Source organism: Agromyces sp. GXQ0307 (genome assembly GCF_044769845.1).
Classification (GTDB): Bacteria; Actinomycetota; Actinomycetes; order Actinomycetales; family Microbacteriaceae; genus Agromyces.
Genome location: NZ_JBIZVY010000001.1, coordinates 492,129 through 510,888, shown reverse-complemented (window position 1 = coordinate 510,888; position 18,760 = coordinate 492,129). Strand labels below are relative to the sequence as shown.

At 71.6% G+C, this 18,760-nt stretch carries 17 protein-coding genes, 1 tRNA gene and 1 pseudogene; 14 read left to right on the top strand and 5 right to left on the bottom strand.

The window, feature by feature from the left end:
• The first annotated feature begins 557 nt into the window (after nt 1–557).
• The 8 genes from ACIQH8_RS02360 to prpB all read left to right on the top strand — a co-directional run bounded on the left by ACIQH8_RS02360 (nt 558) and on the right by prpB (nt 7,095).
• The gene (locus ACIQH8_RS02360; protein WP_400994300.1) at nt 558–1,628 is read left to right on the top strand and encodes a TadA family conjugal transfer-associated ATPase; all 1,071 of its coding nucleotides are present in this window, start codon (nt 558–560) and stop codon (nt 1,626–1,628) included.
• Nucleotides 1,622–2,635, top strand: a complete 1,014-nt coding sequence (locus tag ACIQH8_RS02355; protein WP_400994298.1) for a type II secretion system F family protein — start codon at nt 1,622–1,624, stop codon at nt 2,633–2,635. Before ACIQH8_RS02360 ends, ACIQH8_RS02355 begins: the two co-directional genes overlap by 7 nt.
• Before the next feature lie 58 nt (nt 2,636–2,693).
• Nucleotides 2,694–2,939 carry a DUF4244 domain-containing protein gene (locus ACIQH8_RS02350; protein WP_400994296.1) on the top strand — a complete coding sequence of 82 codons (246 nt, stop codon included), beginning with the start codon at nt 2,694–2,696 and terminating at the stop codon, nt 2,937–2,939.
• 16 nt (nt 2,940–2,955) lie between these two features.
• Complete coding sequence (locus ACIQH8_RS02345; protein WP_400994294.1) at nt 2,956–3,264, top strand: TadE family type IV pilus minor pilin; 309 nt, start codon at nt 2,956–2,958, stop codon at nt 3,262–3,264.
• Nucleotides 3,261–3,659 carry an Rv3654c family TadE-like protein gene (locus ACIQH8_RS02340; protein WP_400994291.1) on the top strand — a complete coding sequence of 133 codons (399 nt, stop codon included), beginning with the start codon at nt 3,261–3,263 and terminating at the stop codon, nt 3,657–3,659. The genes ACIQH8_RS02345 and ACIQH8_RS02340 overlap by 4 nt, the downstream gene beginning before the upstream one ends.
• 204 nt (nt 3,660–3,863) lie before the next feature.
• A complete protein-coding gene (locus ACIQH8_RS02335; protein WP_400994289.1) occupies nt 3,864–4,547 on the top strand; it encodes a GntR family transcriptional regulator in 684 nt (227 codons plus the stop codon).
• 97 nt (nt 4,548–4,644) lie between these two features.
• Nucleotides 4,645–6,183, top strand: a complete 1,539-nt coding sequence (locus ACIQH8_RS02330) for an MmgE/PrpD family protein (protein ID WP_400994286.1) — start codon at nt 4,645–4,647, stop codon at nt 6,181–6,183.
• Nucleotides 6,184–6,195: 12 nt separating this feature from the next.
• The gene (gene prpB, locus ACIQH8_RS02325) at nt 6,196–7,095 is read left to right on the top strand and encodes a methylisocitrate lyase (protein WP_400994284.1); all 900 of its coding nucleotides are present in this window, start codon (nt 6,196–6,198) and stop codon (nt 7,093–7,095) included.
• A 121-nt stretch (nt 7,096–7,216) separates the two neighbouring features.
• On the opposite strand, the gene ACIQH8_RS02320 is transcribed toward prpB, so the two are convergent.
• Nucleotides 7,217–7,450 carry a hypothetical protein gene (locus ACIQH8_RS02320; RefSeq protein WP_400994281.1) on the bottom strand — a complete coding sequence of 78 codons (234 nt, stop codon included), beginning with the start codon at nt 7,448–7,450 and terminating at the stop codon, nt 7,217–7,219.
• A gap of 197 nt (nt 7,451–7,647) precedes the next feature.
• Between ACIQH8_RS02320 and topA the strand changes: the two are divergent.
• The 5 genes and pseudogenes from topA to ACIQH8_RS02295 all read left to right on the top strand — a co-directional run.
• Nucleotides 7,648–10,440, top strand: a pseudogene (topA, locus tag ACIQH8_RS02315) (type I DNA topoisomerase); the annotation flags it as partial.
• Nucleotides 10,440–11,060: a dTMP kinase gene (tmk, locus tag ACIQH8_RS02310; RefSeq protein WP_400994278.1), complete on the top strand. Its 621-nt coding sequence runs from the start codon at nt 10,440–10,442 to the stop codon at nt 11,058–11,060. The pseudogene topA and the gene tmk, both read left to right, overlap by 1 nt.
• A gap of 91 nt (nt 11,061–11,151) precedes the next feature.
• Nucleotides 11,152–12,327 carry a DNA polymerase III subunit delta' gene (locus tag ACIQH8_RS02305; RefSeq protein WP_400994276.1) on the top strand — a complete coding sequence of 392 codons (1,176 nt, stop codon included), beginning with the start codon at nt 11,152–11,154 and terminating at the stop codon, nt 12,325–12,327.
• The gene (locus tag ACIQH8_RS02300; RefSeq protein WP_400994273.1) at nt 12,324–13,850 is read left to right on the top strand and encodes an alpha/beta hydrolase; all 1,527 of its coding nucleotides are present in this window, start codon (nt 12,324–12,326) and stop codon (nt 13,848–13,850) included. Before ACIQH8_RS02305 ends, ACIQH8_RS02300 begins: the two co-directional genes overlap by 4 nt.
• A gap of 96 nt (nt 13,851–13,946) precedes the next feature.
• Nucleotides 13,947–14,022: transfer RNA gene (locus ACIQH8_RS02295), tRNA-Thr, on the top strand.
• A 72-nt stretch (nt 14,023–14,094) separates the two neighbouring features.
• Here the strand turns inward: ACIQH8_RS02295 and ACIQH8_RS02290 are convergent.
• The gene (locus ACIQH8_RS02290) at nt 14,095–14,823 is read right to left on the bottom strand and encodes a response regulator (protein ID WP_400994271.1); all 729 of its coding nucleotides are present in this window, start codon (nt 14,821–14,823) and stop codon (nt 14,095–14,097) included.
• Nucleotides 14,781–15,935, bottom strand: coding sequence for a sensor histidine kinase (locus ACIQH8_RS02285; protein ID WP_400994268.1), 1,155 nt, complete (start codon nt 15,933–15,935; stop codon nt 14,781–14,783). Before ACIQH8_RS02285 ends, ACIQH8_RS02290 begins: the two co-directional genes overlap by 43 nt.
• 172 nt (nt 15,936–16,107) lie before the next feature.
• On the opposite strand from ACIQH8_RS02285, the gene ACIQH8_RS02280 reads away from it, so the two are divergent.
• On the top strand, nt 16,108–16,833 hold the full coding sequence (locus ACIQH8_RS02280) for a hypothetical protein (RefSeq protein ID WP_400994265.1): 726 nt from the start codon (nt 16,108–16,110) through the stop codon (nt 16,831–16,833).
• Between the two features lie 129 nt (nt 16,834–16,962).
• Here the strand turns inward: ACIQH8_RS02280 and ACIQH8_RS02275 are convergent, their stop codons facing one another.
• Both ACIQH8_RS02275 and ACIQH8_RS02270 read right to left on the bottom strand, forming a co-directional pair.
• On the bottom strand, nt 16,963–17,865 hold the full coding sequence (locus ACIQH8_RS02275) for an SGNH/GDSL hydrolase family protein (RefSeq protein ID WP_400994263.1): 903 nt from the start codon (nt 17,863–17,865) through the stop codon (nt 16,963–16,965).
• A 12-nt stretch (nt 17,866–17,877) separates the two neighbouring features.
• Complete coding sequence (locus ACIQH8_RS02270; RefSeq protein WP_400994260.1) at nt 17,878–18,696, bottom strand: SGNH/GDSL hydrolase family protein; 819 nt, start codon at nt 18,694–18,696, stop codon at nt 17,878–17,880.
• Nucleotides 18,697–18,760 lie beyond the last annotated feature (64 nt).

Below are 18,760 nucleotides of genomic sequence, written 5' to 3'. Positions count from 1 at the left end.
ACACAGCACCATAGCGCCAGCGACCGGATGTTTCGCCGCGTGTGTCGGTCGCGGACCGCGCACGGTCGGGCGTACGCTGGGCACGCGCGAGGGGGCGCGTTCAGCGAATCGCTCGCCCCGAGCCGCTCGGCGCGACGGCGCCTCGGTGCCGATTCGGTACGGCAATCGTCGTTCTCCCGTGCGGAAACCGTGGTCGACGCCCGTTCCGCCCTCGGGTTCCGTCGACTTCCTCCCAGTGACTGGAGGATCTCGCAGAGATTTCTGTGCGTCCGCACAAATGAGGACAAATAGTGCTTGCGCATGGATCTCCAGCCCATACACTGATGAACGCCCGAACGACTTCGATTCGAGGCCTGCAGCGCCCGCGATTCCCCCCAATCCGTGCGCTGCCGAGGCGGCACCTGTTCCCCCCAATGGGTGCCGCCCCCTTCTTTTAAGCGGCGTCCGCGATGCCGAACCGCACGAGCTCTCCTCCACAACGGCGTGGTGGGGAGCTCGTCTCGTCTCCGCGCCGCTCGGTCGCGGCGGGTCACCGGTGCGCGCCTACCGTCGATCGCATGCCCGCCCCGTTCGTCGCCGTCCCGTCGTGGGAGACCGAGGCCGCGCCCGAGTGGGCCCCGGCCGGCGACGTGCCGCGGGCACGCGTCGACGGCGCCGAGGCGCAGGACCCGTCGGTCACCCGGGCGACCTCCAGCCGGGTCATCCGACCGGATGTGGCCGCACTCGGCCCCCTCGCACCCTTCGCGGCCGACGACGACGTGACGGACCTGTTCGTGAACGGCGAGCGCGGGCTGTGGATCGACCGCGGGGGAGGGGCGGAGCATCACGCCGGATGGAGCGCCGACGAGTCGGAGGTGCGCGCGCTCGCGGTGCACCTGATCGCTCGCGGCGGCCGCCACATCGACGAGGCGACTCCTGCGGTCGACGTCCGGCTCGGCGAGGGTATCCGGGTGCACGCCGTGCTGCCGCCCGTGTCCGCGTCGGGCACCCTGCTGTCCGTCAGGGTGCCGCGGGCCGCGGGAGCGAGTCTCGGCGAACTCGCCCGGGCGGGCATGCTCGACCCCGAGCAGGAACGACGGCTGCGCGACGCGGTGGGCGATCGCCGGAACGTGCTCATCACCGGTGCGGGGGGCACCGGCAAGACGACGCTGCTCGGCGCGCTGCTCGGCGAGGTGCCGGTCGGCGACCGCATCGTGCTCCTCGAAGACGTGTCGGAGCTCAGACCGGCGCACCCGCACGTGGTCTCGCTCGAGGCGAGACAGGCGAACCTCGAAGGTGCCGGACGGATCGGACTCGACGTCCTGTTGCGGGAGGCACTGCGGATGCGACCCGACCGGCTGGTCGTCGGCGAGTGTCGAGGGCCGGAGTTGCGCGACCTGCTGGCGGCGCTCAACACCGGGCACGACGGCGGTGCCGGCACGCTGCACGCGAACTCGCTCGCCGATGTACCCGCGCGGCTCGAAGCGCTCGGCGCCTCCACTGCGATGTCCGCCGAGGCCGTCGCCCGTCAGGCGGCGAGCGCCTTCGACCTGGTCGTGCACCTGGAGCGGATCGACGGCCGTCGGCGTGTCGCCGACATCGGCGTGTTCCGGCTCCGTGGGGACCGGTTGGAGGTGGAGGCGTGCTGAAGCGGCGAGATCTCGGATTCCTCGCCGCGAGGCTCGGCGTGCGGTCCGCAGACGCGTCGGCCGGACCGGACCGGGTCGCAGGGGTCGCCGAACGACTCGCAGCGCTGCTGTCGGCAGGGCTCGCGCCGGCGACGGCCTGGACCGCGCTCGATACGCCGACGGAGGCCGGAGGCGATCGGCCACGTGCGGACCCCGTCGACGTCGCCGACTCGGCTGTGATCGCGAGCGCCGCGCGCGCTGCGGTCGACGGGGCGCCGGTGGCTGCGGCGATCGAGGCGGCACGCGCCGCCAACACCGGGGCCTCGGCCGCATGGAACGTGCTCGCCGCAGCGTGGGCGGTGGCGGATGCCTCGGGCGCACCCCTCGCCCGCTGTCTCGTGCTGCTCGGCGGAATGCTGCGCGATGAGGCCCAACTGCGCCGGGAGGCCGCAGCGCTCCTTGCGGGCCCGGCCGCGAGCGCACGGCTCGTGGCGGCGCTGCCGCTGATCGCCGTCGCGTTCGGCGCACTCCTCGGGTTCGACACCCTCGGCGTACTGGTCGGCGGGCCGGTCGGGCTCGCGTGCCTCGTGGTCGGCTCGGCGCTGCTCTGGGCCGGTGCGCGTTGGAATCGGGCACTCGTCCGGCGTGCTGCGGTGGAGCAGCCGGAGGCCGGCCTCGAGCTCGAGCTGCTCGCGATGGCCGTCTCGAGCGGTACCTCCGTGAGTCGAGCGCAGCGGATCGTGCGTGAGGCGCTCGCGCAGCACCTGTCCGCATCCCCGGCACCGTCTGCGGCGCGATCGGCGATCGCGCTCGCCGAACGGGCCGGGGCGCCCGTCGCCGACCTCCTCCGCGCCGAGGCGGCCAGGCTCCGGGGAGCCTCGCGTGCCGAAGGGGCCGCGCGAGCCGCCCGGCTCGGGGTGCAGTTGATGCTCCCGCTCGGTTGCTGCGTGCTGCCGGCGTTCGTCCTGCTCGGCGTCGTCCCGCTCATGATCTCGGTCGTCACGGGCACCCTCGGCGGTGCTGTGTGACGACGACCCGACTCGTGCCACCGCCGCCGCGCCACGCGGCAGAGAGAAGGAGAACCCCATGCACCCGTCATCGCCCGCTGCTCGTCCGAGCCTCGGATGCGCCCCGCACGTCGGCCGGACCCGCCGGCGACTCGCCGCGATCGCCCGGCGCCTCGCCGGCGAACGAGGTGCCGCGACGGCCGAGTACGCCGTGGCGACGATGGCCGCCGTCGGCTTTGCCGGGCTGCTCGTCGTCATCCTCAGGGGAGACGAGGTCCGCGGCATCCTCACCGACCTCGTGCGGAATGCGCTCACGGTCGGCTGACGCCGATCGGGGCAGCGTGACGGCGGAGTTCGCCGTCGCGCTGCCCGCGATCGCCCTCGTGCTCGCCGCGGCACTCGCCTCGGTGCATGCGGTCGGCGTGCAGGTCCGGCTCACCGACGCCGCGGCCGACGCCGCCCGTGCGCTCGGTCGGGGCGAGGGGGCGGAGGTCGCGGCCGGCATCGCCGGACGCCATGTCGTCGGCGCCGGGCTCGCCGTCGCCGACGACGGGGAGTTCGTCTGCGCGACGTTGTCGGCGAGTCCCGGCGGGGTGTTCGCCGCGGTCGAACTGCACGCGGAGTCGTGCGCGATGCGGGGCGGACGGTGAGGGGCCGATCCGTACGTCGCCGGTTCCGCGCGGGCCGGTTCCGCGAGGGTCGGGTCATCGATGACGGGGGCGCGGCGACGGTCGTGGCGGTGGCGATCGTGGGGGCGGTGGTCCTGATGGCGGTCGCCGTGGTCGGCGTGCTGGGTGCCTCGATCGCCGCGCAACGGGCCGCGAACGCGGCGGATGCCTCCGCACTCGCCGCCGCCGACGCGATCAGCGGGGCCGTGGCCGGCGAACCGTGCCCGGTGGCGAGCGATCTCGCGCGACGGAACGGTGCGAGCGTGGTCGAGTGCCGTGCGGACGGACCCGTCGCGTTCGTCTCGGTCGTCGTCCGGTTCGGTCCGATGCACGCGACCGCCTCGGCGCGCGCCGGGCCGCCCGGATGGGGCGGGTGACCACTCGCTCGGGTCGCGGACCGGCGGTCGATCGTCGCCCGTGAGGTTCGCGACGGATGGTGCCCGTGGGATCGAGAGATGTATACACGAACTGGCGCCGACTCGCATCGGCGCGAGCTGAAACCCGCATGCAGGCACATGCTTGCGGCGTGGATGCGACCCGTGTATACATTGGTGGATCGCGGACGACGACAGGAGGGACGTATGCGAGCCGGAGAGCGGGCGTACGAGACCCTCCGCAGCGAGATCCTCGACGGTGTGCTCGGCCCGGGCACGGTCCTGCAGGAGGTCGAGCAGTCGGTGCGCCTGGGCGTGAGCCGCACGCCCGTCCGTGAGGCGCTGCGGCGTTTGGCCGCCCACGGCCTCGTCGAGCCGACCGCCCGCGGCACGATCGTGACCGCGATCTCGCGGGCCGACATCGTCGCCCTCTACGAACTCCGCGAGGCGCTCGAGGCGCGCGCAGCCGGCCTGGCCGCGAGGCGACGAGCGGATGGCCCCTTCCTCGCGATCCGCGACCGGCTCCACGATGCGCCCCGGCTCCTCGCCGAGGGTGAGGCCGGGCTCACGCGCTACTTCGAGATCGTGGACGACCTCGACCGGGCGATCGACGACGCGGCCGCGAACCCCTTCCTCGGCAGTGCCCTTCGCAGCGTCCAGTTGCACTCGGCGCGCATCCGGCGACTCTCCCGGCACAACCCCGAGCGGCTCAGGGCCGCCGCTGCGGAGCACGAGCTCATCGTCGAGGCGATCCTCGCCGGCGATGCCGAGCTGGCGTCGCACGCGACCCATGTGCACCTGCACCGGAGCCTCACCAACGCGCTCGCCTCGGCCCCCGCGGACGAGGTCGCCGGGCCGCCCGGTACCGACGACGCATCGCGCGTCGCGTGAGCGAGGCATCCGCTCGCCCCTCGACCGCCGGCTCGCGCCCGGACCGATGACGACCACCTCAACGAACGAAGCGAACACCGAACCGAAAGGCCGAACCGTGCAGGAGCACCGCGTGCGCGTCCACCGCAGCGAGGAGAACCTCGCCCGCCCCGACCAGCTCGCCTGGAAGATCGCCGAGGTCGCCGCCGATCCGGTCGAGGTGGCCGACGAAGTCGTCGAGATGGTCGTGAACCGCGTCATCGACAACGCCGCGGTCGCCGCGGCATCCCTCACCCGCGGGCCGGTCATCGCCGCCCGCTCGCAGGCCACGGCCCACCCCGTCTCGGTCGGGGGCGACGGCGCCGCCGTCTTCGGGCTCGAGCCCGCGCGCCGCACGAGCCCCGAGTGGGCCGCGTGGGCGAACGGTGTCGCAGTGCGCGAGCTCGACTTCCACGACACGTTCCTCGCGGCCGACTACTCGCACCCGGGCGACAACATCCCGCCGATCGTCGCCGTCGCCCAGCACCTCGCGTCGCAGCGCGGCCTCAACGGCCGCGAGCTCGTCCGCGGCATCGCGACCGGCTACGAGATCCAGGTCGACCTCGTGAAGGCGATCTCCCTCCACAGGCACAAGATCGACCACGTCGCCCACCTCGGCCCCTCCGCCGCCGCCGGCATCGGCACGCTGCTCGGCCTCGATCCCGAGACGATCTTCCAGGCCGTCGGGCAGGCGCTGCACACGACGACGGCCACGCGGCAGTCGCGCAAGGGCGAGATCTCGACCTGGAAGGCGCACGCACCGGCCTTCGCGGGGAAGATGGCGATCGAGGCCGTCGACCGCGCGATGCGGGGTCAGACCAGCCCCGTGCCGATCTACGAGGGCGAGGACGGCGTGATCGCCTGGCTCCTCGACGGCCCGGATGCCGCCTACGAGGTTCCCCTGCCCGTGGCCGGCGAGGCGAAGCGCGCCATCCTCGACACCTACACCAAGGAGCACTCGGCGGAGTACCAGGCACAGGCGTGGATCGACCTCGCTCGGAAGCTCCACCGCGAGCACCCCGGGCTCGTGGCCGACCCGTCGAAGATCGCGAGCGTCGTCATCCACACGTCGCACCACACGCACTACGTGATCGGCTCCGGGGCGAACGACCCGCAGAAGTACGACCCGGCCGCGTCGCGCGAGACGCTCGACCACTCGATCCCGTACATCTTCACCGTCGCCCTGCAGGACGGCGCGTGGCACCACGTCGACTCGTACGCGCCGGCGCGCGCCGCGCGCCCCGACACGGTCGAGCTCTGGCGCAAGGTCACCACGGTCGAGGACCCGGAGTGGACGCGCCGCTACCACTCGCTCGACATCGCCGAGAAGGCGTTCGGCGGCCGCGTCGAGATCACGCTCGACGGCGGCGAGACGATCGTCGACGAGATCGCCGTCGCCGACGCCCACCCGCTCGGCGCACGCCCGTTCGGTCGCGAGCAGTACGTCGAGAAGTTCCGCACCCTCGCCGACGGCGTGCTCGAGCCGGCCGAGATCGAGCGGTTCCTCGACGTCGCCCAGCGACTCCCGCAACTCGGCCCCGACGACCTCGGCGGGCTCACGATCGTCGCCGCACCCGGCGTGCTCGCCCAGTTCGAGACGCCCCGCGGCATCTTCTAGGAGGACAGGACCATGCTGTACGCACAGACCACCCCGGCCGACAAGCGCGCCGGCTTCCGCGAGCGCCTCGCCAGCGGCGAGCTGCTCCGCTTCCCCGGCGCGTTCAACCCGCTCTCCGCGCGGCTCATCGAGCGCAAGGGGTTCGACGGCGTCTACATCTCCGGCGCTGTGCTCTCCGCCGACCTCGGTCTGCCCGACATCGGGCTGACCACGCTCACCGAGGTCGCCGGCCGGGCGAAGCAGATCGCGCGCATGACCGAGCTGCCCGCCATCGTCGACGCCGACACCGGTTTCGGCGAGCCCATGAACGTCGCGCGCACCGTCCAGGAGATGGAGGACGCCGGCCTCGCGGGCCTGCACATCGAGGACCAGGTCAACCCGAAGCGGTGCGGTCACCTCGACGGCAAGCAGGTCGTCGACGAGCACACGGCGCTGCAGCGCATCCGCGCCGCCGTCGACGCCCGCCGAGACCCGAACTTCCTCATCATGGCGCGCACCGACATCGCCGCGGTCGACGGCCTCGACGCCGCGATCGACCGCGCGAAGGCGCTCGTCGACGCGGGCGCCGACGCGATCTTCCCCGAGGCCATGCGCTCGCTCGAGGAGTTCGCGGCCATGCGCGCGGCGGTCGACGTGCCGCTGCTGGCGAACATGACCGAGTTCGGCAAGAGCGACCTCTTCACGGTGCAGCAGCTCGCCGACGTCGGCATGAACCTCGTGATCTGGCCGGTCTCGCTCCTGCGCCTCGCGATGGGCGCGGCCGACCGCGGCCTCGACGAGCTGGCGGATGCCGGTGCCCTCACGCGCCTGCTCCCCGAGATGCAGCACCGGGCCGACCTCTACGAGCTCATCGACTACGAGGGCTACAACCACTTCGACACGTCCATCTTCAACTTCACGGTCGCGCGCTGAGGCGCGGCCCCGAGAGTCGCACTACGACGGCGTCGGCGAGCGGCACGTGTGACGCCGTCGGTGGTCGAGTGGGCCGCGCGGGTCTCGGTACGCGCCTGCGGTGCTACTCGACCACCGGGGGTCAGTCGAAGACGGTCTCGATGAAGCGGTACTCGACCGCCGACGGTCGGTCGTCGCCCGGTGACTCGAACTCGAGCCCCGCGCCGCGGGAGTAGACGTAGTGCTTGCCGCCGTCGCCGGGGAAGCTGATCCGGGGTTGCGGATCGCCGGTGTCGAGGAAGCCGGTCGACACCGTCCTCCCCTCGAGAGGCCCGTCGATCAGCTTGGCGGTGTAGGTGCCGGATGACGTGTCCATGCCGCCATTCTCCACTCGTCCTCCACGACCGCAAGGGACTTTCCTCCCCGCGTCGCTTCGTGCCATGAGGGGTTTCCTCACGGTCGATATGTGTATGGTGTGCCATGTCGGCGTCATGCGCCGGCCGATGGCACACCGCTCGGGGGCGCGGCGATGATGTGCGTCCCTCGTTCCCGTCCATAAGCAAGAGGAGTCCGGTGTCTGGCGCGAAGAAGCTCGTGATCGTGGAGTCGCCGACGAAGATGCGGTCGATCGCCGCGTACCTCGGCGACGACTACGAGGTGCTCTCGTCCGTCGGCCACATCCGCGACCTCGTCGAGCCGAAGAACCTGCCGCCCGAGCTGAAGAAGGGCTCGCTCGGCAAGTTCTCTGTCGACGTCGAGAACGGGTTCGAGCCCTACTACGTCGTCTCCGACGCCAAGAAGAAGACGGTCGCCGAACTCAAGCGAGCGCTGAAGGGTGCCGACGAACTCCTGCTCGCCACCGATGAGGACCGCGAGGGCGAGGCCATCGCATGGCACCTGCTGCAGGAGCTGAAGCCGAAGGTGCCGGTGCGCCGCATGGTGTTCCACGAGATCACCAAGGACGCGATCCTCAAGGCCAAGGACCAGACCCGAGAGCTCGACACGGCGCTCGTCGACGCGCAGGAGACCCGCCGCATCCTCGACCGCCTGTACGGCTACGAGGTGTCGCCGGTGCTCTGGCGAAAGGTCGGTCCGGGCCTGTCGGCCGGCCGTGTGCAGTCGGCCGCGACCCGACTCGTCGTCGACCGCGAGCGCGAGCGCCTCGCGTTCGTGGCCGCGTCGTACTGGGACCTGATCGGCACGTTCACGAAGGAGTCCTCGTCGTTCGAGGCGCGCCTCGTGCGCGTCGGCGGCGAGCGCATCGCGACCGGCCGCGACTTCGACGACGCCGGCCGCCTGACCGGCAAGGCGGTCGTGCTCGACGAGGCGACCGCGCAGTCGCTCACGGCAGCGCTTCGCGACGACGCGGTCGCACGCCGCGTCAGCAAGGTCGAGTCGAAGCCCTACTCGCGACGCCCTGCCGCCCCCTTCACGACCTCGACGCTGCAGCAGGAGTCGGCCCGCAAGCTGCGGCTCTCGGCGCGCGACACGATGCGCGTCGCGCAGTCGCTCTACGAGAACGGGTACATCACCTATATGCGCACCGACTCGGTGTCGCTCTCGCAGCAGGCGATCCAGGCCGCGCGCACCCAGGCGACGAAGCTGTACGGCGCCGACAGCGTGCCAGAGAAGCCCCGCGCCTACGCCGGCAAGTCGAAGAACGCGCAGGAGGCGCACGAGGCCATCCGCCCCTCCGGCGAGGTGTTCCGCACCCCCGCCGAACTGCAGAACGTGCTCCGTGGCAGCGAGTTCAAGCTGTACGACCTCATCTGGAAGCGCACGGTCGCGTCGCAGATGGCCGACGCCAAGGGACAGACCGCGACCGTCACGATCGAGGTCGGTCCGACGGCGACGGATGCCACGGCTCCCGAGTCTCCGACGGCCGCGATCGCCGGCACGACCGCCGAGTTCACCGCGAGCGGCACCGTGATCACGTTCCGCGGCTTCCTCGCCGCCTACGAGGAGAGCCGCGACGAGGAGCGCAACGCCGACGAGACGCCCGGCGAGGCCAAGCTGCCGCAGCTCGCCGATGGCGAGGCCGTCGGGCTCGCCGAGCTCGAGGCCAAGGGTCACGAGACCAGCCCGCCGCCGCGCTACACCGAGGCGAGCCTCGTCAAGCGACTCGAGGAGCTCGGCATCGGCCGGCCCTCGACCTTCGCGTCGATCATCTCCACGATCCTCGATCGCGGGTACGTGACGCAACGCGGACAGGCGCTCGTGCCGAGCTGGGTGGCCTTCTCGGTCGTTCGCCTGCTGGAGGAGCACTTCGGCGACCTGGTCGAGTACGACTTCACGGCGGAGATGGAGGACGACCTCGACCGGATCGCCTCCGGCGAGGCCGACCGCGTCGACTGGCTGAACGAGTTCTACTTCGGCAGCGACCGCCACACCGGTCTCCGACAGGTCGTCGACAACCTCGGCGACATCGATGCGCGCGAGATCAACTCGATCGTGATCGGCCCCGGCGTGACGCTGCGCATCGGCCGGTACGGGCCGTACCTCGAGGTCGTCGACGCCGACGCGGCCGCCGACGCGACGCCGCGGCGCGTGAACCTCCCCGAGGGGCTCGCACCCGACGAGCTCACCGCCGAGAAGGCGCAGGAGCTCATCGACGCGCCCGTCCAGACCGACCGCGTCCTGGGGGTGAACCCCGACAACGGCAAGCAGATCGTCGTGAAAGACGGCCGCTTCGGCCCGTACGTCACCGAGGTCGAGCCCGAGCCCGAGACGGATGCTGCGGCATCCGTCGACGCGGCCACCGGCGAGGTCGTCGAGGCGCCGAAGGCGAAGCGCGGAGCGAAGAAGGCCGCAGCGCCGAAGCCCCGCACCGCGTCGCTGTTCAAGAGCATGCAGATCGAGGAGGTCGACCTCGCCACCGCACTGCAGCTCCTCGACCTCCCGCGCGTCGTCGGACTCGACCCGGAGTCGGGCGACGAGATCACCGCGCAGAACGGCCGATACGGCCCGTATCTGAAGAAGGGCACGGACACCCGCACGCTGCCCAGCGAGGACGCGATCTTCGACATCGACCTCGCCGGCGCGCAGGAGCTCTTCGCCCAGCCGAAGTACGGCGCGCGTCGCGCATCGAGCGCGCTGAAGGAGTTCGCCGAGGACCCGGTGAGCGGCAAGCCGATCAAGGTGAAGGACGGCCGGTTCGGTCCGTACGTCACCGACGGCACGACGAACGCGACCATCCCGCGTGCGGAGTCCGTGGAGGAGATCACGTTCGAGCGCGCCGTCGAACTGCTCCAGATCAAGCGCGACAAGGGTCCGGCGCCGGCGCGGGGGAAGCGAACGACCGCCGCGAAGTCGGGTGCGAAGGCGCCCGCGAAGCGCACGACCACGCGTACGGCGAAGAAGAGCTCGTGAGCCGCGGCCTGTTCCTCACCCTCGAGGGCGGCGACGGATCGGGCAAGACCACCCAGGCGGAACTGCTCGAGCAGTGGCTCACCGCCGAGGGCCGATCGGTCGTGCGAACGCGCGAGCCCGGCGGCACCGACGTCGGCGTCGAGGTTCGCGAGATCGTGCTGCACCACCGCGGCGACATCGCGCCGCGAGCCGAGGCACTGCTGTACGCGGCCGACCGTGCGCACCACATCGCCACGGTCGTCCGCCCCGCGCTCGCGCGCGGCGACGTCGTCGTGCAGGACCGCTACATCGACTCGTCGGTCGCGTACCAGGGTGCGGGCCGAGTGCTCGACGCCGCGGAGGTCCGCTCGATCTCCGAATGGGCGACGGAGGGACTCGCGCCCGACCTGACGATCCTGCTCGATCTCCCGTCCGACGTCGCACGCCGTCGGCTCGACGGTGCGCGCACGCGGTACGACCGGCTCGAGGCCGAGGCGGGGGAGTTCCACGCCCGAGTCCGCGAGGCCTACCTCGTTCTCGCTGCGGCCGAACCCCACCGCTTCCTCGTCGTCGATGCGACGTCGCCGGTCGACGACATCCACGCCACGATCCGTGCGCGGGTCGAGACGCTCGCGTGAGCCTGCCGATCGCCCGCCCCGAAGCATCCGCCCGGCACATGGTCGGAAGCCTCACAGCGTCGCTGTCCGGGGCTGAAGGTAGCGTGGAACCGTGACCGTGTGGAGCGACCTGACGGGTCAGGATGCCGCGATCGACGTGCTGCGTGCGGCCGCCACGGCGGCGGCCGAGACGAGGATCTCCGCCGACATGACGCACTCGTGGCTCATCACGGGTCCGCCCGGTTCGGGCCGCTCGAACCTCGCGTACGCGTTCGCCGAGGCGCTGCTCTCCGGCAGCCCAGACGGCGACGAGACGACGCACGCGCAGGTCGCGGCGCGCAGCCATCCCGACCTGCACGTCCTCGCCACCGAGGGCGTGATCATCAAGGTCGCCGACGTGCGCAAGATCGTGGAGCGCTCGCACTACGCGCCATCCGTGGGTCACCACCGCGTGATCGTCGTGGAAGACGCCGACCGCATGACCGAGCAGACCTCGAACGTGCTGCTGAAGGAACTGGAGGAGCCGCCTGAGCGCACGGTCTGGATCCTGTGCGCACCGAGCGAGGCCGACCTGATCCCGACCATCCGTTCACGCGTGCGCTCGGTGCGACTGCAGGTCCCGGGCATCGCCGCGGTCGCCGATCTCCTCGTGCGACGCGATGGCGTCGACCACGAGCTCGCGGAGCGCGCGGCCCGCGAGGCGCAGAGCCACATCGGGATGGCGCACCGGCTCGCCACGAGCGCCGACGCGCGCGACCGTCGCGATGAGACGCTCCGGCTCGCGCTGTCCGTGCGGTCCACGCCCGGCGCTGTGCTCACCGCGGCGAGGCTCATCGAGATCGCCGGTGACGACGCCAAGGCGATCACCGAGCTTCGCGACGCCGAAGAGCGCGAGCACACGCTGCGGTCCCTGGGCGTCGCGCCCGGCCAGGCCGTGCCAGCCGCGCTGAGGTCGCAGATCCGCGCCCTCGAGGAGGACCAGAAGCGACGCGCGACCCGGAGCCTGCGGGACGGCATCGACCGGATCCTCGTCGACCTCGCGTCGCTGTTCCGCGACATCCTCGTCACCCAGCTCGGCGCGGAGGTCGAGCTCGTGAACCTCGAGATCGCCGCTGACATCGCCCGCGCCGCGGCCTCCGCCACCCCGGCGCAGACACTGGCGACCCTCGACGCGATCCAGGAGGCCCGCGTGCGCATCGACGCCAACGTCCAGCCCACGCTCGCCCTCGAGGCGATGCTCGTCTCGGCGATCCGTCGGCCGGAACCGGCTCGCGGGGTGCGCTCGTGACGGCGCGGCGACGATCGATCGCGGCGACATCCGTCCTGGTCGCGTCCGTGCTGCTGGCAGGATGCAGCGTGCCGTCGTTCCTCGGCGGCGGCACCGAGCTCTCCGAGCCGACGGGGGAGACCGTCGCGCCCGAGCTCGAGCCGTTCTACTCGCAGGTGCTCGAGTGGGAGCGATGCGACGACAAGCTGTGCACGACGGCGACCGCTCCGCTCGACTGGAGCGATCCGGCGGCCGGCGAGATCGAACTCGCCCTCGTCCGGCGTCCGGCGAGTGGGCAGAAGCTCGGCTCGCTGCTCGTGAACCCGGGCGGACCGGGCGGTTCGGGGTACGAGTTCATCGCCGACTCGATCGACTACGCCGCCGGTCCCCGGCTGCAGGAGCGGTTCGACGTGGTCGGGTTCGACCCGCGGGGCGTCGGCCGGTCGTCGGCGGTCGCCTGCTACGACGCGGCGCAGATGGACGAGTTCCTCTACGGCATCGTGCCCGCCGAGCGCGGCAGCGACGAATGGATCGCCGACGTCACCGCGGCGAACCGGGACTTCGGAACGGCCTGCGCCGACGAGACCGGTGAACTGCTCGCGAACGTCGATACCGAGAGCGCTGCGCGCGACCTCGACCTCCTCCGCGCGATCCTCGGCGACGAGCGACTGAACTACCTCGGATTCTCCTACGGCACCTTCCTCGGTGCGACCTACGCCGGGCTCTACCCCGAGAAGACGGGTCGACTCGTGCTCGACGGTGCCATCGACCCGACGGCGAGCGTCCAGGAGGTCAACATCGCCCAGTACGCGGGCTTCGAGGCCTCCCTCCGGGCATACCTCGCCGCATGCCTCGCGGGCGACGAATGCCCGTTCTCCGGCTCGGTCGACGCCGCCGCCGACGAGGTGTCCCGACTCCTCGCCTCCGTCGACGCGAGCCCGCTGCGGGCCTCCGACGGGCGCCGGCTCGGTGCGGACGCGCTCGTCACCGCGATCATCTATCCCCTGTACAGCCCGGAGAGCTGGCCGTACCTGAGCGAGATGTTCGAGTCCGTCATGTTCGGCGAGGCCGACACCGCACTGCTGCTCGCTGACCTCTACAACGGTCGCGAACCGGACGGCACGTACCGCGACAACTCCACCGAGGCGTTCCGCGCCGTGAACTGCCTCGACTACACGTACGACGACGACCCTGCGAAGATGCGCGCCGACGCCGCCGAACTCGCCGAGGTCGCGCCGATCTTCGGTCCGTACGCCGGTTACGGCGACATCGGGTGCGCACAGTGGCCGGTGGCCAGCGAGGCCGATCGCAGCGCGATCGCGGCCGAGGGCGCCGCGCCCATCATGGTGATCGGCACGACCGGCGATCCGGCGACGCCCTACCAGTGGGCGGAGGCGCTCGCGGAGCAACTCGACTCCGGCTTCCTCGTGAGCTACGACGGCGAGGGACACACCGCCTATCGCAAGTCGAACGAGTGCGTCGACCGCACCGTCGAGGACTTCCTCGTCGACGGCACCGTGCCCGCATCCGACCCGCGATGCTGAGCGGCGAGCCCGCGGAGGCCGAGTGGTCATGAGGGCTTCGAAAACCCGCTAACATGGTCTCTCGTGCCGTTCGGTGCGATTCGCAACGGATGCCACGCCGCCTTAGCTCAGTCGGCAGAGCGATTCACTCGTAATGAATAGGTCGAGGGTTCGATTCCCTCAGGCGGCTCCATCCGAAGGCCCGGACCACGTCCGGGCCTTCCGTCGTTCCCGGGGTCGGCTGCGGGAACGGCCGCGTCGCCCGTCAGTCCGCTCCCTCGCCGGGGCGGACCAGGCCGGTCTCGTAGGCGAGGATCGCGATCTGGACGCGGTCGTGGGCGCCGAGCTTCGCCAGGAGGCGTGAGACGTAGGTCTTCACGGTGGACTCGCTGAGGAACAGCGCGCGACCGATCTCGGCGTTGGAGCGCCCGCGTGCCACGAGGCGCACGATCTCGACCTCGCGTTCGGTGAGGTCGAGTTCCGGCGGGACGCCCGCCTCGGGCACCGGCGCGGCCGCGAAGCGCTCGAGGAGCCGAGCCGTCAGGGCGGGCGCCAGCATCGCCTCGCCGCGTGCGACGACCCGGACCGCGTGCACCAGGTCGGCGGGCGGCACGTCCTTGAGGAGGAACCCGGACGCCCCCGCACGCACCGCGGCGAACACGATCTCGTCGAGGTCGAACGTCGTGAGCGCGAGCACCCGCCGGGACGCGTCGGCGTCGAGGATGCGGCGGGTCGCCTCGATGCCGTCCATGACCGGCATGCGGATGTCCATGAGCACCACGTCGGGGTCGAGCTCGGCTGCGGCGGCAACGCCCGCGGCACCGTCGCCGGCCTCGCCGACGACCACGAGTCCGGAGCGCTCGAGGATGAGTCGGAACCCGACGCGGACGAGCTCCTGGTCGTCGACGAGGAGGACCCGTGTCGCCGGTGCCCCGACGTCGGCCGACGGGGTCACGACGACGCCCCGGTGGGCAGCGACGCGTGCACGCGCCATCCGCTCGGCTCTGGTCCGGCCTCGAGCGTGCCGCCGTAGAGCGCGACCCGCTCGCGCATGCCGAGCAGGCCGTGCCCGGCGGGGCGCTCGAGGTCGGGCATCGCGCCGTCGTCGGTCACCGTGATGTCGACGCGGTCGTCGGCTCGATCGATGGCGACCGACGCCGTCGAGGCGCGAGCGTGCCGGCGGATGTTGGTGAGCGCCTCCTGCACGACGCGGTAGACCGCGAGTTGGCGTCCGGCCGAGAGGTCGGCCGTGGACTCGGGCATCCGCAGGTCGACGACGAGCCCGGTCGCGCGGGCCTGCTCGACGAGCTCCGGGATGCGTGCGATCCCCGGTTGGGGCGACAGGCTCTCGTAGTCGTCGTCGCGGAGCAGTTCGACGACGCGTCGGACCTCCGCGAGGGCATCGCTGCCCGTCGTGCGGATCGCCTCCATCGCGGTGCGCGCCGCGACGGGGTCGCTGTCGACGACCTCGGCCGCGGCGCCCGCCTGGACGACCATCACGCTCATCGAGTGCCCGAGGATGTCATGCAGCTCGCGTGCGATCCGAGCGCGTTCCTCGGCGACCGCGCGAAGTGCCTCCTGTCGTGCCTCGGCCTCCGCGGCGCCCGCCCGCAGCGCGGCATCCACCGCCCGACGCTCGGAGACGCGCATGCCGATGCCGACGAGGAGGATGGTGAGCAGGACGCCCCAGTGGAAGAGCACCTCGCTCGGCCCCTGCAACTCCGGGACGAAGAAGTCGGCGAGGACGGTCGCGACGACCACCGAGCCGCAGACGATCGCCGAGGTGCGGATGCTTCCGTGGCGGGCGCCGGAGTAGAGGGTCAGCGCGATCGGCAGGAAGCCGCCGAAGAACAGCACCAGCGTGTCGCCGGAGGTCGCGACGAAACAGGCGACCCAGATCAGGGGGATGCCGACGAGCACGAGCGGGAATGTGCGCCGGAGTGCGAGCAGGACGGCTGCCGCGAGGATCGCAGCCGAGGCCACGACGGGCGAACCCGTCCCCTGGACGGACTCGAACGGCACCCAGACCTCGGCGAGGCCGAGCGCGGCGACGAGCGCGGCGACGGCGGCGTCCTGCGCGAGATGCCAGCGTGTACGGCGGTCCACGACCGCAGGCTAGCGGCCCGGATGGCGCGGAGGGAATCATCCGCGGGTGATCGACGGGTCGACGCCGGGTGATCGGCTCGATGCTGGAGGCCGATGACGCCGACACGACGCGCTTCGTAGCGTCGGGCCGACGCCGCGGAGGCACCGCGGCCCGACCGAGGGGAAACCATCCATGTCCACGCACCGCACCCTGCCATCCGTTCGCCGCGTCCTCGTCGCCGGCTCACTCGTCCTCGCGATCCTGATGTCCGTCGGCGGGCTGCTGCTCCAGCCCGAGTTCCCCGACGACCCGAACGCGTACGTCGAGCTCCTCGCAGAGTCCTCGACGGCGCAGATCGGGCTCCAGCTGTTCCTCTGGTCGCAGGTGTTCTGGGCCATCGGACTCATCGGCCTCGCGCACGTGACGAGTCACCGCTCGCCCGTGCTCGCCACGCTCGGCGCCGCCTTCAGCGGGCTCGGCGCGTTCGGGCACGCCGCCTACGGTGGAGCGAGCCTCGTCACGCTCGGCATGGCCCGGGACGCCGCGGAGTCGGGGGACCTCGATGCCGCGCAGGCGGCCTTCGCCACCACGCAGGGCGGCGACTTCGTGCCGCTCCTCCTCGCAGGCCTCGCGGGCACGGTGCTCGGCGCGATCCTCGTCGCGGTCGCGCTGCTCCGATCGGCGGTCGCGCCGCGCTGGGTCGCGATCGCGATGCTGGCGTGGGTCGTCGTGGAGTTCGTGCTGCCGAACGTCCTCTCCGGCGCATGGATCACGTACACGTCGCTCGTGCTCGGCGTGCTCGCGTTCACCGGTGCGGGAGTCGCGGTGTTCCGCAGCGGCTCGCGCGCGTGGACGACCATGCTCGAGGCGCCGGCACAGGGTGCTCCGGTACAGGCCGACGCCGCAGCATCGGCCTGAGCGTCGTCGCGCAGCGAGCGCTCGACTCGATCGCATTCGTCGCCCCGAAGGGCCCCTCGATGAGAGGGGCCTTCGGGTTGCGAGCATCAGTTGAGACCGATCACGCCTCGTTGATCACCTGCGCAGGTCTCAGCGGAGGGCGGCGCGGACAGCCTCGGCGTAGGCGGCGTTGCCCGCCTGATTGGGGTGAGCGGCGATGGATGTGTTGCTGAATCCGTTGATCCACGGCTCGGCGCTTCCGATTCCACGGCCCGTGAAGACGCCGGCCACGTCGACGAAGACCGCACCGGCGCTCTCGGCGGCGCCCTTGATCGCCGCGTTCAGAGCAACGGTGTCGGCATTCACTCGGGCAGCGTTCGCGTACCCGGACGCCGGGTCGAACAGCAGCGGGTATCCGGTGACGACGATCTTTGCCTTGGGTGCCTTCGCCGCGATCGCGTTCACGGTCGAGGTGATCCGTGCCCCCAAAGTTCCGTTCGAGATCAGCGACTCGGCGCTGTCGAGGTACGAGTCGCACGTGCCCGGAGCCCACGTGATGACGAAGCACCAGGTCATGACGTTCGAGAAACCGAGATCGTTCCCGCCGACGGTGAGCGTCACTCGGGTCGTCCCCCTCGCGATCGCGCGCACCTGAGAATTGATGACGTCGGCGGTCGAGGCGCCCGAGCAGGCCGGGAACGCCACGAGCTGCACGTTCGCCGTGGCATCGGCGTCGAGCAACTTCGGGTAGCTCAGGCTGCTTCGGTCGCAGTCGGTGGAATCGATGTAGCTCTGCGAGCCGGTGCCCGACGCGAAGGAGTCGCCGAGCGCCGAGTACGCGAGTTCGCCCGTCCCACCCCCACCTCCGCCGCCGGGCTTGCCCGGCTTGTCGGGCTTCCCGGTCGCGACGGCGGCGGATGCCGTATCCGCGGGACCCGTGACGGCAGCGCCGAGCACGAGGGCCGGCGCGGCGAGGAGGGCGGCGATGAGGAGTGCGACGCGGCGGCGGTCGACGTGCGATGGCGTGATCGTGCCGGCTCCGGTCTTCGACATGAGCTCGCCCCCCTAGATCGCGAGCGCTGCGAGGATCGCGTCGCGGTAGACGCCCTGGCCGACCGCCGTCGGGTGCAGGAAGGTCAACGGGTCGAACTCATCGTCGCCGAGCCACGGGTCCTCGTCGCCGACCTGGTGGCCGAGGTACGCGAACGCGAGGCTCGTGTACTCCACCTGGACGCTCATCGCGCCGACCGCGTTCACCGCGGCGCCGATCTGGGCGTCGAGCGTCAGCGTGGCTCCGTTCACGGCGTCGGTGAGGGGCGTCCAGCCGGCGACGAACGGAACGGGGTAGTCGGTCACGACGATGCGTGCGTTCGGTGCGCGCTCCGCGATGGCGAGCAGGAGCCCGACGAGCTGCTCCCCGATGACTCCCGACGCGAGGAGCTGCTGGGCCTCGAGGACGGCCGTCGCGCAGGCGAGCGACTCCGGGTTCGGCGCGCAGATCGCGAGGATCTCACCGACGCCGAGGTCGTTGCCGCCGACGGTGAGGGTCACGAGCGTGGTGCCGCGGTTCACCTGCGAAAGCTGCGTGTCCGCGACATCCGCGATGGTGGCCCCGCTGCAGGCGGGCTGGCGCAGCAGGTTCGTGCGGGGCTCGGCATCGAGCAGCACCGGGTACGCGGACGTGGACCGGAGGCACGAGTCGAGCGGAAGGCCCGCGCCCTGTCCTGCGGCGTACGAGTCTCCGAGCGCGACGTACCGGTTGACCGGGTCGGGTTTGGCGGCGAGGGCGGATGGCGCGGCGCCGAAGAAGATGGCGACGAGGGCGACGGTGGCCGCGGCGATCGAGCCGACGATGCGGCTCCTTCGGTTCGAATGTGCCGACATGGCCGAAACGTAGTGCGGAACCTGAGCGATCCGCAGGTCCCAGAACGGGTGTCAAGTGGACCGG

Bases quoted from the DNA above. Each gene is read 5' to 3' on its own strand.
- prpB (WP_400994284.1), top strand. From the start codon at position 6,196: ATGCTGTACGCACAGACCACCCCGGCCGACAAGCGCGCCGGCTTCCGC.
- ACIQH8_RS02320 (WP_400994281.1), bottom strand. From the start codon at position 7,450: ATGGACACGTCATCCGGCACCTACACCGCCAAGCTGATCGACGGGCCT.
- ACIQH8_RS02280 (WP_400994265.1), top strand. From the start codon at position 16,108: ATGTCCACGCACCGCACCCTGCCATCCGTTCGCCGCGTCCTCGTCGCC.
- ACIQH8_RS02335 (WP_400994289.1), top strand. From the start codon at position 3,864: ATGCGAGCCGGAGAGCGGGCGTACGAGACCCTCCGCAGCGAGATCCTC.
- ACIQH8_RS02270 (WP_400994260.1), bottom strand. From the start codon at position 18,696: ATGTCGGCACATTCGAACCGAAGGAGCCGCATCGTCGGCTCGATCGCC.
- ACIQH8_RS02350 (WP_400994296.1), top strand. From the start codon at position 2,694: ATGCACCCGTCATCGCCCGCTGCTCGTCCGAGCCTCGGATGCGCCCCG.
- ACIQH8_RS02275 (WP_400994263.1), bottom strand. From the start codon at position 17,865: ATGTCGAAGACCGGAGCCGGCACGATCACGCCATCGCACGTCGACCGC.
- ACIQH8_RS02360 (WP_400994300.1), top strand. From the start codon at position 558: ATGCCCGCCCCGTTCGTCGCCGTCCCGTCGTGGGAGACCGAGGCCGCG.
- ACIQH8_RS02290 (WP_400994271.1), bottom strand. From the start codon at position 14,823: ATGGCGCGTGCACGCGTCGCTGCCCACCGGGGCGTCGTCGTGACCCCG.